A 13,460-nucleotide genomic window follows, 5' to 3' on the forward strand; every position below is an offset into this window, starting at 1 on the left:
CAACGATCGTTCCACATCGAGGGCCGGCGCCTGCGGAGTTAATGTGGGCGGATGGGCACTCAGGTGATTCCGGGCGGCGTGGTGCACGAACTTCCCGATGATCTGCGCACCGCGCTGACCGGGAACGCGACGGCGCTGGCGGCGTGGCAGGACATCACCCCGCTGGCGCGCAACGAGTTCATCTGCTGGGTCGAGGACGCCAAACAGCAGAAGACCCGCGAGCGGCGGATCCGCCGCACTCAGGAGGAACTGGAGGAGGGCATGCGCCGGCCGTGCTGCTGGCCGGGCTGCAAGCACCGCGAGCGCAACGGCAAGGCCTAGCGGCTGCGCCGGCTCTCCCGCCGGTTGGCCTTCTTGATCTCGTCGACGAGTTCGTCCTTGGTCATCGTCGACCGGCCGGGGATGTCGAGGCGACGTGCCAGGTCGACGAGGTGCTTCTTGGTCGCGTTCGCGTTGACGCCCTCAGCGGTCTCTCCCTTGGCCTGCGGCCCGCCGCTCTCGGCCCGCTCGTCCGACGGCCCGCGCTGATCCTTCTTCTCCCAGTGGTCGCCGACCTTCTCGTAGCTGTGCTTGAGGGCGCTGTAGGCGACGCGGTGCGCCCGTTCACCCTCGCCGTATTCCTCGGCGGCAGCGTCGTGCGCCTTGGCGAACGTGCGCTGGGCCTTCTCCTCGGAGCGTTGCAGAGTGCTCGGCAGTTCCCTTTGCTTGGCCTTGCCGGATTTCGTGGTTTTCGGCATCGTTCACCTTATTTTGTGGAAGTGGTTGTCGCTCAGTGGATTTGCTGTGCACAACGGTGCAGCACCTCCATCGTGTTCGTCTCGTCGACCAGCGGACCGAGCCGGCCGGTTGACGACGTCGTCATCGCGGGGGTCCAGGACGGTCGGTTCCTTCGTCTGCACGGGTACCCGGCCGACGGTGTGCGACACATCAGGAGCCGCCCTATTGAGCGGGCGGGGGTACAGGCGGGCGGGTGCGGCAGAATCGAGCACTTCACGGCAAGGCGCTCCTTTGCTGGGAAAGCTGGGCCGAGCCGAACCGCTGCCCTGCATGGCAGATAAATTGTGTGCAGAAACGTGAATTCGCGGCGTGCGGAAGGTGAGCGGTGTGATCATGAAGTTCGCGACAATGCCGACGACCTACCGCTAGAATGACGCCGCAATCGACTTCGGAGAGGCGGGACGCCCGTGTTCACAGGCAGGAAAACGCCTCTCACCGCGGCGGTCGCGCTGGTGGGAGCAGGCGTCATCGCCGTCACCCCCGTCGAACCCGCTTCCGCGGCGACGCCGCCGATCAACCCGGCCGTGCGGCTCGCGGCGATACCCAGCCCACTGCAGTTCTATCCGCAGGTGCTGCTGCGTGCGGCCGAGAACACCGCCGCGCTTGTCGAGGCTTACTTCGCCGACCCGCTGCCGCTGACGCGGCTGACCATCGAGAAGCAGGCGCACGCGCTCGTCGAGGCGTGGGACGCGATCGGCGCCGGCGACGGGGCGGCGGCATTGTCCGCCGTCGGCAGAATGGTCTTCCAGCCGGTCGTGACCGCCGCCGGTGCCTGGGAGTACTTCGACGGCCTGATGGACAATCCCAACGCACCGGGGGCGTTGTTCCAGATCGTGTTCAGTCCCGTCCTCGGCGGATTCGCGGCCCTCGGCGTGGCGATCGACGAGGTTGTCGACGCCGCGGTGGCCCTGGATCCGGTCGGTCTGCTCAACGCGGTGCTGAACATTCCGGCCCGGATCCTCGACGGTGTGCTCAACGGCGGGTACGGCTCTCCGTTCGGCAACTTCGACAATCTGCCGGGGCTCGTCACACCGCTGACGGTCGAGGGGTACTTCGCGCCCGGGCCGATCGCGCTCGCGATCCGGATCGGCCAGGACGCGGCCGACCATATCGAGCAGTCGGAGGCGGTCACGGCGCAGGTTGGGGCTGAACACGCTGTTGCCGTAGAACCTTCGGATGACAGCGGGGCCGGACCGCACTTGGAGACCGGAGGTGAGAAGTCCGAGCCGTCGGACGACCTCCTCGCCAAGGCGAATACCTCGGAGACCGGCGGACCGGCCGTGGCCGAGGACACCGCGACGAATGTGCCGGAGCTGGCGAATTCCGTGCCGGAGCCGACGGAAACAGAGCCGGACCAGCTCGACTCGAGGTCACACTCAGAGCCCGAGGCAGAAGCAGACTCCGAACCGGAGCTGGAATCGGAGCTGGCGCAGGACGCCGGTCCGGCGCCGGCGGTCAGCGCAGCGCGGCCCGACCCCGGACCCGAAACAGCATCAACCTCGGCAGCGTGACGGCCGGCAGCAGCGCCGTGCTGCCGGCGGCCTGGAACACCTGACCCCGGTCGGTCCGAAGAGGGTCACCGAGGCGCCGATCCCCGCGGTGCGCGCAGACCCAGAGTCCGGCGGCCGGCGGCGATCAGTTGCTCGCGGAACGCGTCCTCGTCGAGGTCGTCGAAGTCATTGCGGGCGGCCCCGGCGAATCCCGACATCACGATCGTCGCGTTGATCTGACCGCTGACGCCGGGTTCGACGTCGGCGAGTAGCCGCATCTGCCGGGTCACGATCGACCTCCAGTCCGCTCGCGAGCGCAGCAATTCGTAGACCAGCGCGTCACCACTGAGCACCGACACCAGGTCGCGCTTCGCGGCGGTCAAGGTGGCGTATCCGACGAGCATCCGGTCGGCACGCGCACGGGGGGTGCGTTGCGCCTCCGCCGCCTCGACGAGCGCCGACACGTCGGTCAGCACCGGTTCGAGGATCGCGTTCAACAACTCGTCTCGGGTCCGGAAGTGGTGATAGATCGCCGATTTCGTCAAGCCCAGTTCCTCGGAGATCATCTGCAGCGATGTACCTGCGACGCTGTGCTGCTTGAACAGTTCGATGGCGACCTCGATCAACCGCACGCGGGTCTGCTTACTGGTCTCGGAGGCAGAACCGGGCACCCCGCCCCTGGCTGTCACGCCGCTCACAGCGCGATCGTAGCTGACCAGCCGGCTGGTCTGACCCATACGTTTGGTCAGCTGTTCCTGTACGATTGGTCAGCAAGCAACCTTGTGATCGTCCAGGACGCCGACCGCCGGCGGACCTGCAGGCGGCCGTCATGGAGGCCGTTGAGGGCTGTCCCAAACGCGCGATCACCGCCCACCGAGAACCCGCCCACATCGGAGGAACAACTGCATGGCAATCGATTTCGATCGCAGAGAGCACAAACCTCTTGATCTCACCGGCAAGGTGGTGGTCATCGTGGGCGGGGGTCAGATGCCCGGACCCGGAACGGGCAACGGCCGCGCCACAGCCATTCTGGCGGCCCGGCACGGCGCCGAGGTGGTGGCCGCCGATCGTAATCGGGCCGCCGCGCAGGAGACGGTGGACATGATCGTCGCCGAGGGTGGACGCGCCTACGCCGTGCAGGCCGATGTCTCCCTCAAAGAGGACTGCCAGAAGATCTTCGACGTGACGATGCAGACCAGCGGCCGCGTGGACGGCATGGTGTACAGCGTGGCGATCAACCCGCCGTTCGAGCGCGAAGCGAACTCGATGACGACCGAGGACTTCAACCACGGCATCAACGTCAACGTGCTGGGCTGCTACTACTGCAACCTGTACGCCGCGCAGTGCATGGAGAAGAACGACGGCGACACCACGGGCAGCATCGTGAACTTCTCGTCGATCGCCAGCTTGAAGAACGAGGTGGGCCTCAACATCGGCATCATGCCGTACGCACTGGGCAAGTGCGGCCTGAACTACATCACCGAGCTGACGGCGGTGCAGTTCGCCGCTGCGGGTGTGCGCGCCAACACCCTGATGCTCGGGCCCATCGATTCCATTCTCGGCAACCATGATTCGCAGACGCTGTTCGGCCTGGAAGCCGAGGAGGTTGAGGCGACTTACCTCGAGGTCGTGAAGCTGAAGATGGGTCGGGGCAGTGTGTGGGAGACCGCGTACGCGGCGCTCTTCCTGCTGGCCGACGAGTCACGCTTCATGACCGGCCAGCAGATCCGTCTCGACGGTGGCGCCACCCTGGTGCGCTGACCGCTCCGTCCGCCGTCTCTAATAACTCGGGGGGCTCAACCCTGTTCGCCGCGGCCGGTGCGCTGTTGGAGGTCGTCGATCAGCTCGGAGGCCTGCGCCTTCGTCGCGTCCTCGGGAACCTCGACGCCGGCCTCCTGGGCCAGCGTGTGCAGGTAGCTGCGCTGCGCACCTGTCATCGGCTCATCTCCGGTGACCCACTGCGAGGTGTCCTTTTCGGCGTTCTCCCGAGGTGCGTGTGTCGTGTTCTCGCTCATGCGCTGCGGGATGCCCATCGCACGTGTGTTCGAAACACTCCGGGCGAATAGATCATGCGGACGGACGCCCCGAAAGCCGACCTGCCAGTATCGACGCGTGGGCAAGAACGAACGCGCAAAGATCGTGATGACCGACGACGAGATCACCGAGTTCATCGAACGCAGCCGCACGGCGACCATGGCTACCGTGCTGCCGAACGGCAGGCCGCACCTGGTCGCCATGTGGTACGCCGTCCTCGACGGAGAGATCTGGTTCGAGACCAAGGCCAAGTCGCAGAAGGCCGTGAACCTGCGCCGGGATCCGACGATCACGGTGATGATCGAGGACGGCCTGTCCTACGACACGCTGCGCGGCGTGTCGATCGACGGTCAGGCCGAGATCTACGACGACCCGGAAACCTCACTGCGCGTGGGCATCAGCGTCTGGGAGCGCTACACCGGCCCCTACACCGACGAGATGCGCCCGTTCGTCGACCAGATGATGAACAACCGGATCTGCGTACGCGTCGTGCCGTCCCGGATGCGCAGCTGGGATCACCGCAAGCTCGGCATGCAGGGCATGCCGGTGTCGGGCAGCACCGCACAGTACCTCAGTTGAGCGGGCGCCACCTCAGCTGAACGCGCGCGGCGGGTTGAACCCGGGGTTGGCCAGCGCGGTGGCCGTCGCCGTGCCGATCGGTCCGACCTCGTCGACCACCACCGCGGTGCCGGTCGCGACACCGGCGTGGCTGTCGTGGGTCAGCGCAGCCAGTCCGAGGTAGGGCCCTTCCGGCAGCCGGCTCAGCGTCAGCGTGTAGTCGGCGTTGATGAACGGCAGCCCGTCGGCGCCGAAGTGGGTCAGTGAGCTCGCCATGTCACCGGCGAGCGCCGCCCGCGTGAACGGTGTCAGCTCGGTGTCGCCGACGATCGGGCCCAGTTCCCGGGTCCAGATGTACTTCGGGCCCTCGTGCGCCCACGCGCCGAGCCCCAGGCTGGGGGTGTCACCGTCCTTGCCGTAAGTCCACACCACCGTGACGATGTCGTCGGGAACGGAGTCGGCGTGGGACGGGATGGGCGGCATCGTCACTCGGGTGCTGAACCGCTCGCCCGGCGGCTGCTCGCCGCGGCGCAGGAACAGGGCGTTCGCCCGGGCGACGACGGCGCCCGACTGCGTCATGACGGCGTCGACCAGTTTGAGGCGCCGGCCCTCCCGGACCACGGTGGTCTGCACACGCACGGGTTCGGCGAGCGCGGCCGGCCGGAACAGGTCGACGGTGAGGCGGGCCGGTTGCAGCTCGGGATCTCCGGCGTCCCGCTCGATGACGTGGCCGAGCAGCCCACCGACGTAGTTGCCGCTGATGGTCTGGCCCCAGGGGCCGCGGGCCCAGTCGGTGGGACGGAACGCGCCACCGTCGGCGACGAAGAAAGCCCGGCTGCTCACCGCGGCGACGATAGCGGCCGCGCCCGGGTCGGCTCAGTGCAGCCCACCGGTGGTGTCGCGGTCAGCGCCGGGACAGGATCCGCTTGACGTCGGCGGTGACGGGATCGACGAGGTCATTGAACTCGGGGTGCTTGTCGATGAAGCCGGCGACCATCGAACACACCGGCACGATCCGCAGCCCTGCGGCACGGGTGGCCTCCAGCGCCTGCTGCACCAGAATCGTCGCCAGGCCGCGCCCGCTGAACGCGTCGTCGATCTCGGTGTGCGGGAAGATGCGCTGTCCGTCGTGGTCGATGTACTCGGTTAAGCCGGCTTTCGTGCCGTCGACGGAGATGGTGAAGCGATCCGAGTCGTCGGTGACCTCGGTGGGGGCGCCGTTCTTGTCGGTGGTCATGGCCTCCTCTATACCCCAGGATGGGGGCGGGGACGCAGGGTGGCGTTCGGCAGTGGTGGCGCGGGCAGTCTGGTCGTGGTGCCCCGGTAACCCTCGACGGCGCCGAAGCGGTCGTCGTGGTTCTGCCACTGTTCGCGGTATCTGGCGATGTCGTCGTGGCTGCGACCGACGAAGTTCCACCACATGATCAGTTCTTCGGTGAACGGGGTGCCGCCGAGCAGCAACACCCGGGCCCGGGTGTCCCCGCGGTTGTGCAGGTGCAGCCGGTGGTGGCCGGCGCCCTGGAACGCGAGGTCGGCGACGGCGAGGCGGGAGCCGCAGGCCTGGACGTCGCCCTGGTCGACGAGCACGCCGTGTTCGAAATCCCGGTCGATGTCGAGGGTTATGTCGACGCCCGGCCCTAGGTCCAACTGCGCCCCGAGCAGCGGGGTGAAGGTGTGCACGGGTGAGCGGTGGCCGTCGAGTTCGCCGAGGAACACCCTGGTGGTCACGCCGCCGGTGTGCCCAGGAGCGGGCGCGTAGTGCGCGAAGTCGCGGCCGGTGTCGCGGTCGGACTCGGGCAGCGCGACCCACAGCTGCGCGCCGTGCAGCACGGTCGTCGACGCCGTGGAGACCTCGGAGTGGCAGATGCCCGCACCCGCGGTCATCAGGTTGAGCTCACCCGGCCGCACCATCGCGTGCACGCCGGCGCTGTCACGGTGTTCGACCTCGCCGCTGAACAGCCAGCTCACCGTCTGCAGCCCGGTGTGAGGGTGCGGGGGCACGTCCATACCCGTGCCTGCGCGCACGTTGTGCGGGCCGTAGTGATCGGCGAAGCACCACGCGCCGATCAGCGAGCGTTCCCGTTGCGGAAGCGTGCGCCGGACCCGGATGGCCCGCGGACCGCCCAGCGGGACCTCCCGCGGATGCAGCACATCGGCGAATCCCGCAGCAGCACAATTGATTTCGGGAGGCGCCAGATCGGTGTTGCTCATGTGTTCACAGTAGTCTCCTCTGCTCTCGAGCGGACCATCGCAGCGCGGATCACCTCGAGGTCGTGGTCATCGATCCGGAAGACGCCGAAGCGGAACTTGTACCCCCAGCGGGACTTGTCCTCGATGAAGTCGAGATCGTCGAGCAGCGGCCGGATCGGCGTCTCGACACAGTCGAGGAAGTCCACATTGCGACGCCACGGTTGAAAGTCCGGCGTTATCTCTGCCTGATAGGGCTCGTCGTCGGCGACCCGTCCGATCGCGGTGAACGCCTGCAGCGGTTCCCCGTCGGGGTGGGCCGTCTTTGGGGAGTAGAAGGCGATCCAGTCTCCCCGGCACATCTTGCGCAGCATGTGCGGCTTGCCGTGGTTGGCCTGAGTGAAACGGCCGCGAACACCGCGCTCGACGTGGTCGCGGCTGACCGTGTTGATCCAGTTCGTCATAGTCGCACGCTATGCCCGCGGCCCGACATTCCCCAGGGGCCGACCGCCCGCCCTGTGGATAACTCGGGCACTACTCTGACGCCATGAGCGACGGCGCCGTCACGGCCGACTATCTGCGCAGCATCACCTTCGAGAAGCCGCCGTGGGGCAAGCGCGGCTACAACGAGAAGGCGGTCACCGATTTTTTGGCGTTGTGCGCGCGCCGCCTGGACGGGCGCGGGCATCTGAGCGCCGAGGATGTGCGCAACGTGCGCTTCAACAAGCCGCCGTTCGGCAAGCGGGGTTTCAACGAGGAGCAGGTGGACGCCCTGCTCGCCGAGATCGCCACTGCCATCGCCGAACTCGATACGCAACCCGAACTCGATGCCTGACCCGGACCCGACGTCTGACCGGGAAGCGATCCGTGGCGACCTGGCCGAGCTGCGGCGCCGCCGCGCGCTCACCGAGGACGCGGCGCGTCCGGACGCCGTGGAACGCAGGCACGCCCGCGGTGGCCGCACCGCCCGCGAGAACGTCGACGATCTCGTCGACCCCGGCACGTTCGTCGAGTACGGCCGGTTTGCCATCGCGCCGCAGCGGATGCGCCGCGACGTCGAAGAGCTGGTCGCCCGCACCCCCGCCGACGGACTGGTGGCCGGCACCGCCCGCGTCGACGGGCGTCCCTGCGCAGTGCTGTCCTACGACTACACCGTGCTCGCCGGCACCCAGGGCGCGCTCGGCCACCGCAAGAAGGACCGGCTGTTCGAGCTGATCGAGCGCATGCAGCTGCCGACGGTGTTCTTCGCCGAAGGTGGCGGCGGCCGCCCCGGCGACACCGACTACCCCGTGGTCTCCGCACTCGACACCCGCGCGTTCGCGCTGTGGGCCAAACTCTCCGGCGTCGTGCCGCGCATCGCGATCGTCAACGGCCGCTGTTTCGCCGGAAACGCCGTCATCGCAGGCGCTTCCGATCTGATCGTCGCCACCCGCGACGCCTCGCTCGGCATGGGTGGGCCGGCGATGATCGCCGGTGGCGGCCTCGGTGACGTGCCACCCGACGAGGTCGGGCCGATGACGACGCAGGAACCCAACGGCAACGTCGACGTGGTCGTCGACGACGAAGCCGCCGCCGTCGCGGAGACCAAGAAGCTGCTCGGCTACTTCTCGGGCCCGGTCGACGCGTGGACCGCGCCGGACCAGACCGTGTTGCGCACCACGGTGCCCGAACGTGCCCGCCGCGCCTACGACGTCGCACCCGTCATCGAGACCCTCGCCGACGAGGACTCCGTGACGTTCCTGCGGCCGAAGTTCGCCCGCGAGATGGTGACCGCGCTGGCGCGCATCGAGGGCAGGCCGGTCGGGGTGATCGCCAACGACACCCGCTTCACCGCCGGCGCCATCACCGCGGCCGCGTCGGACAAGGCCGCCCGGTTCCTGCAGCTGTGCGACGGGTTCGGGCTGCCGGTGGTGTCGCTGATCGACTGCCCGGGCTACATGGTGGGCCCGGCCGCCGAGGCGGAGTCGCTGGTGCGCCGCGCGTCGCGGATGCTGGTGGCGGGCGCCGCACTTCGCGTGCCGATGGTCGCGGTGATCCTGCGCCGCGGGTACGGGCTGGGCGCGCAGGCGATGGCCGGGGGCAGCCTGCACGAGCCGGTGCTGACGGTGGCGTGGCCGGGCGCGCACCTGGGTCCGATGGGGCTGGAGGGCGCGGTCCGGCTGGGGATGCGCAAGGAGCTCGACGCGATCGACGATGAGCGGGAGCGCGAGGAACGCGTCCGGGTGGCCACCGCGGCGGCGCAGGAGAACGCCAAGGCGCTGAATGCCGCGATGCTGTTCGAGATCGACGATGTGATCGACCCGGCCGAGACCCGCGCGGTGATCGCCGCCACCTTCGCCGCAGCGGAGATGGGCACGAAAAAACCGGCTCCTGTGGGGAGCCGGTTCATCGACACCTGGTGAAGAGAAACCAGGTGGGCGGTGACGGTGCCGCCTGCGCCTCTCGGCGAGTGGTCGCTCGAAGCGACGATTGTGTATGGGGCCCGGGGCATGCCCGGCACCGTCGGATGGTGTAACGGGCGGGCGTCCGGATGTATTCCGGGCCGCGTCCGCCGCCGACCCCCCGAGCCCGGCGGCGGACGAGCCGCTCGTCACGCACTTTCGGCGTAATAGACCCGGCGCTCTCCGACGGGGTAGCCGTTCTGCTCGGCCAGCGACTTGAGCTGGCGCAACGCGAAGGTCCGGCCACGGCCGCCCTCCGGGACGTATATGCCCGCCCACAGGCCTTCAGCGCGCGGCGACTCGCAGGCCTCCCGGGCGCACAGCCAGCGCCGCGGGCAGGAACGGCAAATCGCCTTCGCCTCGTCGTCCGCGGTGGTGGTCCAGCGCTCGGGGTCCCTGGTGCACTCGCCGACCGGCGTGTCGTCCCACGACTTTGCGTTCATCGTTGTGCTCCTCTGTGCGCTGCGGCGGGGTCGCCGCGATGGAGGACAACGTAACCGACCAAACCGTAGCAGTGCAACAGTTAGTGCGGCAGTTACCTGTCGGGAGCACGGTGCCTTCGGCCGACTTAGCCTCGTTTTCCAGCGGGAATGCCGCTCAGCGAGCGTCTTGAGAACGGGCGAAAATCTGTTGCATTGATGCGGTATAGACCGAAGAAGTGATGTAGTTTGGACATGCCCCGGCGCGTTCGGCGCCCCGGTACGCCACTACATTGCTCACTACGACGCGCACCACGAGAGTGCGCCGACCACACAGCTGAGGGACCCGGGTGATGACGAACGCCGAGCCGGTCGAGGAGTCGACCGGTGCGTTGGACCCCGGCATGGTCCGGGCCGGCGCGGCGGCCGCGGCCCGCCGGCGCGAACTGAACATCAGCCAGCGCAGTCTCGCCGCCGACGGCGTCATCAACGCCGGCGCGCTGATCGCGTTCGAGAAGGGACGCAGCTGGCCGCGGGAGCGGACGCGGGCGCGGCTCGAGGAGATCCTGCAGTGGCCACCCGGCGCCATCGCCGCGATCCGGCGGGGTGAGCCGGTGCGGCCCGGTGCCGCACCGAGTGCTGCGGGGCCGGGGTCCCCGGCCGGCAGTGACGAGGTGTCGCTGATCGCCCAGGCGGTGATCACCGCCGTCAACGCGTTCGGGGCGACGGTGGCGTCACTGCCGCCCGAGGACGACAGCACGTTCGTGCCCCGGGTCAGCGCGATCCTGGCCGATCTCCGGCAGCTCGAAGCGGTGGCCGCCCGGGCCGCGCGCATCGGCCGCGTGACACCGGCGTTGATCAAGGCGCTCAGCACGGTCCGCGGCCTGTACGACGACCTGATGCTGCGGGCCGCCCGTGCACCGCTGGCCACGCTCGGACAGCGGCTCTACGCGGCTCGGCGCGGGGCCAACCTCACGGTCGCCGAAACCGCGCAGGCGGCAGGCGTTTCCGAGCAGACGATCCAGCAGGCCGAGGCCGACGAAGCCCTCTCGGCCACCGACATCGCCGCGATCGAGGCGCTGGTCAGCCAGATCGCGTGACCTGCGCGGGAAAGAACCCCGCCAGCGCGGCGGCCACCTCGACGAATTTCTTCCGGGTCGGAGCCGACATCTCACTCGTCCCGTCGATCACCCCGCCGGGCCGCAGCTGACCGTCGAACGGCACCTCGATGACGTGCTGGCCATGTGAAGAGAACTGTTGCGTCAGAAGCTTTCTGGTGCGCTTGTCGGCGTGGCCGTCGGAATCGTTGAGCAGCACCACGGTGCGCTGCAGCAGGGTGGTCATGCCGCGCGCGGCCAGCCAGTCGAGGGTCTGACCGGCCGCGGCCGCGCCGTCGACCCACGGCGAGGACACCACGACCAGCGCGTCGAGGTCGCGCAGCACCTCCTGGGTCACCGGCGAATCCATCGTGGAACTGCAGTCGATGACCGAGATGGTGAAGTGACGGTCGAGGCGGGCGACCGCTTCACGGTAGATCGCCGGATCGAGCACCCGACGGCGTGCCGGGGTGCCCTCACCGGCGAGCACGAAAAGCCCGGCGGCATTGCAGCCCAGCCGGTTCCGGACATCGGCGAAGGTGTCGAGGTGCTGGTCGCCGGCGAGCTCCCAGAACGACCCCTGCGCCTTCGGGTCGACCCGACTGCCCAGCTTTCCGAACGCGGTGTCCGCGTCGATGGCGACGACGCGGACGTCCTGGCGCAGCTCGGCCAGGACCGATCCGATGGCCGCGGACACGGTGGTCTTGCCGACGCCGCCCTTGCCCATCACGCCGATCTTGAAGTTGCCGCGCAGCGGGCCCCGGATGACGGCCTCGAGTGCGGCGATGCGTTTGTCCTCCTGTGACGGGCCGAGGTTGATCAGTCCGAAACTGGCCTTGTAGACAGCCCGGCGCCACCCGCCCCCCGGGGCGGTCTTACGGGCGGGGACCAGCTCGTCGGGGCGGATCCAGTCGGCGAACGTCGTCGGCTGGGGCGCGGTCCAGGGCTCCTCGGCGGGTGGGGGATAAGGCGGAGGAGGCGGCTGCGGTACCCAGCCCTGCGGGCGCTGCGGCGGACGACCGTCGGCTCGACGCTGCGGTGCGGGCCGAGGCGGGGTGGGCTGGCGGTGGGCATCCGCCGCCCGGGCCGGGACCGGGGGCGGCATCATCCGGGTCTGTTCGGTGGGGTCGCCGGGATCGGTCGGGTGGTCCCGCCGAACATCATCGCGGTCGGTCACCACACGCCTCCTCTTCGGTGTTTATGGCATCGCCGCACCAGACTAACCGTGCGCAATTTTCAGCAAACTCATAGACGTTGCGATGGGGAGGGGCTGACGCCGGCTGGTGCGGCTGTACGTGGGGCGGTGCCGACCTCCGGCAAGTGCATCCGAACGGCCTCGTGTCCCTGGCCGAGAACGTTAGCGGGAGTGGCAATGGTGCAGTTCCCGCTATCGGTAGCCATTGCTGTACGGCCGTTCAGGGTGAACTCTGGGTCCATCCGCGGCGAGCAAAAAAGTGTCCGTGGGGGCCCTGCACCGCTGGTACGCTGCCGATGGGAAGGGGACCAGACCATGGCTAAGTTCGGCGGTCAACACGCGGCGGGCAAATTCGGCACCGCCGTCGGCCACGCATCCGCCGTCCGCCGGCGCGGTCTGCCCCGGTGATGGCGAGTCCGTTCTTCGGAGACGGCGAACCCACCCACTACGACGATGTGGTGGGTGTCGAGGTGACGATCGACGGGATGCTCGTCATCGCCGACCTGCTGCACTTGGTCGACTTCCCGCTGTCGCTGGGAATCCGGCCCAACATCCCTTACGAGGATCAGCGCAAGATCGTGTGGGATCAGGTGACCCGAGACCTGACCGCTCAGGGCATCCTGACCGCCTACGGCGATCCACATCCGGAGGTCGCCGCGATGGTCGACGCATTGAGCCGTCCCGATCGCACGCTGGACTGCCGGTGGTGGCGCCGGGATCTCGGCGGCAAGATGGTCCGTTTCGTGGTCTGCCGGAAAGGCGAGCGCCACGTGGTGGCCGCCCGCGACGACGAGATGCTCGTGCTGCAGCGGGTGGCGCCGCAGATCGGTCTGGCCGCGATGGTGACCGTCGTGATCGGTGAGGCCGAGCCTGCCAACGTCGAACCACTGACGGGCATCGCGGCCAAGCTCGTGGAAGCCCGTACCGCCGAGCAGATCGGCAGGTACGGGCAACCGCCGCTGTCGGCGAAGATCTACGCCGAGGCGACGGCCGACCCCGACAGCTGGGTGGAGATCACCGCCACCGAACGTCACCCCGGCGGGACCTACTCCGAGGCCGGGGTGGGCGCCGGCGTGCTGGACTCCGGCCACGGCCGGATCGTCTCCATCCCCCGGCAGGTCGGCCGCGAGCTGTACGGAAGCTTCCTCCCCGGCTCCCAGGAGAACCTGCAGCGAGCCCTCGACGGCCTGATGCAGTTCCTTCCGTCCCAGGCGTGGTTCGACCACATGGACGCGCTCGACAACGCGTACTCGGATTGAGAA

General features: G+C 68.7%; 17 protein-coding genes. 8 read left to right on the forward strand and 9 right to left on the reverse strand.

What is annotated here, in order from left to right; all coding sequences use genetic code 11:
- Nucleotides 1–51 precede the first annotated feature (51 nt).
- Entirely contained in the window at nucleotides 52–321 is a 270-nt protein-coding gene (locus ACXMYJ_RS17290) for a YdeI/OmpD-associated family protein (protein ID WP_098002373.1), read from the forward strand.
- Here the strand turns inward: ACXMYJ_RS17290 and ACXMYJ_RS17295 are convergent.
- Nucleotides 318–737 carry a ChaB family protein gene (locus ACXMYJ_RS17295; RefSeq protein WP_443188004.1) on the reverse strand — a complete coding sequence of 140 codons (420 nt, stop codon included), beginning with the start codon at nucleotides 735–737 and terminating at the stop codon, nucleotides 318–320. The genes ACXMYJ_RS17290 and ACXMYJ_RS17295 overlap by 4 nt on opposite strands.
- Nucleotides 738–1,184: 447 nt before the next feature.
- On the opposite strand from ACXMYJ_RS17295, the gene ACXMYJ_RS17300 reads away from it, so the two are divergent.
- On the forward strand, nucleotides 1,185–2,288 hold the full coding sequence (locus ACXMYJ_RS17300; protein ID WP_460357910.1) for a hypothetical protein: 1,104 nt from the start codon (nucleotides 1,185–1,187) through the stop codon (nucleotides 2,286–2,288).
- Nucleotides 2,289–2,353: 65 nt separating this feature from the next.
- On the opposite strand, the gene ACXMYJ_RS17305 is transcribed toward ACXMYJ_RS17300, so the two are convergent.
- On the reverse strand, nucleotides 2,354–2,965 hold the full coding sequence (locus tag ACXMYJ_RS17305) for a TetR/AcrR family transcriptional regulator (protein WP_460357912.1): 612 nt from the start codon (nucleotides 2,963–2,965) through the stop codon (nucleotides 2,354–2,356).
- 208 nt (nucleotides 2,966–3,173) lie between these two features.
- On the opposite strand from ACXMYJ_RS17305, the gene ACXMYJ_RS17310 reads away from it, so the two are divergent.
- Nucleotides 3,174–4,028 carry an SDR family NAD(P)-dependent oxidoreductase gene (locus tag ACXMYJ_RS17310; protein WP_460357915.1) on the forward strand — a complete coding sequence of 285 codons (855 nt, stop codon included), beginning with the start codon at nucleotides 3,174–3,176 and terminating at the stop codon, nucleotides 4,026–4,028.
- A 35-nt stretch (nucleotides 4,029–4,063) separates the two neighbouring features.
- On the opposite strand, the gene ACXMYJ_RS17315 is transcribed toward ACXMYJ_RS17310, so the two are convergent.
- Nucleotides 4,064–4,282 carry a DUF3072 domain-containing protein gene (locus tag ACXMYJ_RS17315; RefSeq protein ID WP_460357918.1) on the reverse strand — a complete coding sequence of 73 codons (219 nt, stop codon included), beginning with the start codon at nucleotides 4,280–4,282 and terminating at the stop codon, nucleotides 4,064–4,066.
- Between the two features lie 97 nt (nucleotides 4,283–4,379).
- Here ACXMYJ_RS17315 and ACXMYJ_RS17320 point away from each other — a divergent pair, with 97 nt between their 5' ends.
- Complete coding sequence (locus tag ACXMYJ_RS17320) at nucleotides 4,380–4,880, forward strand: pyridoxamine 5'-phosphate oxidase family protein (RefSeq protein WP_443187999.1); 501 nt, start codon at nucleotides 4,380–4,382, stop codon at nucleotides 4,878–4,880.
- 12 nt (nucleotides 4,881–4,892) lie between these two features.
- Here ACXMYJ_RS17320 and ACXMYJ_RS17325 read toward each other — a convergent pair whose 3' ends face one another.
- The 4 genes from ACXMYJ_RS17325 to ACXMYJ_RS17340 form a co-directional block, all read right to left on the reverse strand.
- Nucleotides 4,893–5,702: an acyl-CoA thioesterase domain-containing protein gene (locus tag ACXMYJ_RS17325; protein ID WP_460357921.1), complete on the reverse strand. Its 810-nt coding sequence runs from the start codon at nucleotides 5,700–5,702 to the stop codon at nucleotides 4,893–4,895.
- A 61-nt stretch (nucleotides 5,703–5,763) separates the two neighbouring features.
- Nucleotides 5,764–6,096 carry a GNAT family N-acetyltransferase gene (locus ACXMYJ_RS17330; protein ID WP_460357924.1) on the reverse strand — a complete coding sequence of 111 codons (333 nt, stop codon included), beginning with the start codon at nucleotides 6,094–6,096 and terminating at the stop codon, nucleotides 5,764–5,766.
- 8 nt (nucleotides 6,097–6,104) lie between these two features.
- The gene (locus tag ACXMYJ_RS17335) at nucleotides 6,105–7,070 is read right to left on the reverse strand and encodes a pirin family protein (protein WP_460357928.1); all 966 of its coding nucleotides are present in this window, start codon (nucleotides 7,068–7,070) and stop codon (nucleotides 6,105–6,107) included.
- Nucleotides 7,067–7,510 carry an EVE domain-containing protein gene (locus ACXMYJ_RS17340; RefSeq protein ID WP_460357931.1) on the reverse strand — a complete coding sequence of 148 codons (444 nt, stop codon included), beginning with the start codon at nucleotides 7,508–7,510 and terminating at the stop codon, nucleotides 7,067–7,069. Before ACXMYJ_RS17340 ends, ACXMYJ_RS17335 begins: the two co-directional genes overlap by 4 nt.
- Nucleotides 7,511–7,593: 83 nt before the next feature.
- On the opposite strand from ACXMYJ_RS17340, the gene ACXMYJ_RS17345 reads away from it, so the two are divergent.
- Both ACXMYJ_RS17345 and ACXMYJ_RS17350 read left to right on the forward strand, forming a co-directional pair.
- Complete coding sequence (locus tag ACXMYJ_RS17345) at nucleotides 7,594–7,881, forward strand: DivIVA domain-containing protein (RefSeq protein WP_460357934.1); 288 nt, start codon at nucleotides 7,594–7,596, stop codon at nucleotides 7,879–7,881.
- Nucleotides 7,874–9,448: an acyl-CoA carboxylase subunit beta gene (locus tag ACXMYJ_RS17350; protein WP_460357937.1), complete on the forward strand. Its 1,575-nt coding sequence runs from the start codon at nucleotides 7,874–7,876 to the stop codon at nucleotides 9,446–9,448. Before ACXMYJ_RS17345 ends, ACXMYJ_RS17350 begins: the two co-directional genes overlap by 8 nt.
- Nucleotides 9,449–9,636: 188 nt before the next feature.
- On the opposite strand, the gene ACXMYJ_RS17355 is transcribed toward ACXMYJ_RS17350, so the two are convergent.
- Complete coding sequence (locus ACXMYJ_RS17355; protein WP_260756203.1) at nucleotides 9,637–9,930, reverse strand: WhiB family transcriptional regulator; 294 nt, start codon at nucleotides 9,928–9,930, stop codon at nucleotides 9,637–9,639.
- A gap of 329 nt (nucleotides 9,931–10,259) precedes the next feature.
- Between ACXMYJ_RS17355 and ACXMYJ_RS17360 the strand changes: the two genes are divergently transcribed.
- On the forward strand, nucleotides 10,260–11,006 hold the full coding sequence (locus ACXMYJ_RS17360) for a transcriptional regulator (protein ID WP_460357940.1): 747 nt from the start codon (nucleotides 10,260–10,262) through the stop codon (nucleotides 11,004–11,006).
- Here the strand turns inward: ACXMYJ_RS17360 and ACXMYJ_RS17365 are convergent.
- Nucleotides 10,990–12,180: a MinD/ParA family ATP-binding protein gene (locus ACXMYJ_RS17365; protein WP_460357943.1), complete on the reverse strand. Its 1,191-nt coding sequence runs from the start codon at nucleotides 12,178–12,180 to the stop codon at nucleotides 10,990–10,992. The two genes, ACXMYJ_RS17360 and ACXMYJ_RS17365, sit on opposite strands and share 17 nt — an antisense overlap.
- A gap of 425 nt (nucleotides 12,181–12,605) precedes the next feature.
- Here ACXMYJ_RS17365 and ACXMYJ_RS17370 point away from each other — a divergent pair, with 425 nt between their 5' ends.
- Nucleotides 12,606–13,457, forward strand: coding sequence for an ESX secretion-associated protein EspG (locus tag ACXMYJ_RS17370; RefSeq protein WP_460357945.1), 852 nt, complete (start codon nucleotides 12,606–12,608; stop codon nucleotides 13,455–13,457).
- The last annotated feature ends 3 nt before the right edge of the window (nucleotides 13,458–13,460 follow it).

This window comes from Mycobacterium sp. ZZG (assembly GCF_054786995.1).